Here is a 1,666-nt window from a genome sequence, read left to right on the forward strand (position 1 = left end):
CTAGAATATCGCTTAACTTATGTTTGCAACGACCCACAACACGCGGATCTTCCACCTTAGAAAAGTAATCTTGTACAGTCATACTACGAAGACAACCCTATTTTGATGCGGGTGCCCTGCACTACCCCCAAATCGGATTTGTAGCTGATTGAGAGGGGCGGATTAGGTGCATCGATCATTGTGGAAAGTTTCTCTTCTATGCGTATCCTTATGACAATGGTCCCGATTATCCTTCGGATGGATTATTCCGCATTATTTTTCTTCCCCCTATGGTGTACAAGGAGCCTTTCTTATTTTAACTTCTAGGTTATTGGATGCTAATAATTTACATGAAAGAAGAAATCACCTCATAGAAAGTGTAAGGCGATTCTCCCTAAGATGATAGTAAGAGAAGTATCTATTCTAATAACTTGACATTTTTGGCTACATCTGTACCGTCAGCTCCTTTTTCTGTCGTGAATGACACCTTGTCGTTTACTTTTAGGTCATTAAAGTCAATGTCAACGACATCTTTGTAGCAAAAGAAAAGGTTATTTGGAGGGTATTTAATAAAGCCATACCCTCCTTTAAGACTAACAATCTCACTTGAATTGGTCGCTTCTTGTAACAGGCGTGGTCGTGGAGAAAATCCTTCATTCTTTGGCACAAAAAGACCATTTATTAGTGGCTCATTCTTCCGTACACGATTATCAATAATTTCATGCATTGCTATGGGATAGGTAACTTCCTCAAGTAATTCTTGAGATGTCCGTGTTGTCATTGATTTCCCATTATCATTGGTATACTCAAAATCCCAACTTAATACCATTACTCGTGTTCCTAGTGCATTTAGCTTTCTTATTAACGGAACATAATCCCCATCACAAGCTATAAGGACTAAGACATTAAAGCGTTTATAGAAAGCCTGTTCAAATGCTTCAAGAGCTAGCCATACATCAATTCCTTTTTCTTGTTTCCCTCCTCCTTGTTTGCTTCTGAGTGGTAGATAATGTGTTGTAACACCCTCTGAACTGAGAATGTCATCAAACAGTCTATCATAGTAGAGAGTTTGCCCTGTTGCTTTTGCCTCATTAGCTGTTAATCTTCCACGGAAGTAATGAGCATCAACAATCTGACATAATCTCTCATCTGTGCTTTCTTGTTGTGCCACTTGATTCTTTATAAAGTGATGTAGTCCTGCAATACTCAGTCTATTCTTCCGTTCGTGAGAATAGTTGTAATAATTACTGACATGAAGGAAATAGTTCCCATCATAAAAAACACCGATGCGAGTTAAGTTATTCCCCTTTTCCATAGTAGTTGAGAATTTTATTTGTTATGTTTACTTTGAATGTCTCAAATAAATGCTTGCTCATCAAGATTAAGTACCCACGAAGATACAAAATAATTCGATAGGAGCTTATTTCTGACTTATTGTTCCTGCATCAATTACAATAGTGTTGCAAATGTTCATTAAGAGTATCGAAGAGAGATTGGAGGGGCTGCTCTTTCTTGGTCTATTGTTTGCAGGATCTTGCATTCTTTTGGTTTCGAGTTTTGATATTTTGGAAAAAGAAGATCCCTTTGGGAACATATTGCCGAGTGAGTATAGTTTAATATGAGGTTTTCTAGGAGATGTATAGGAATGTAAAGTATATTTGGAGACATATTTGAAAAGTCTTTGAGG

At 37.5% G+C, this 1,666-nt stretch carries 2 protein-coding genes; both read right to left on the reverse strand.

The annotated features are described in order from the left end of the window. Positions 1-397 precede the first annotated feature (397 nt). Complete coding sequence (locus tag POREN0001_RS07400; protein WP_004334652.1) at positions 398-1,294, reverse strand: NYN domain-containing protein; 897 nt, start codon at positions 1,292-1,294, stop codon at positions 398-400. Between the two features lie 158 nt (positions 1,295-1,452). Then, positions 1,453-1,666, reverse strand: a 214-nt coding sequence (locus tag POREN0001_RS09480) for a hypothetical protein (RefSeq protein WP_211205621.1), incomplete at its 5' end; no start/stop codon positions are given.

The sequence above is a fragment of the Porphyromonas endodontalis ATCC 35406 genome (assembly GCF_000174815.1).
In the GTDB taxonomy this organism is placed as follows: domain Bacteria; phylum Bacteroidota; class Bacteroidia; order Bacteroidales; family Porphyromonadaceae; genus Porphyromonas; species Porphyromonas endodontalis.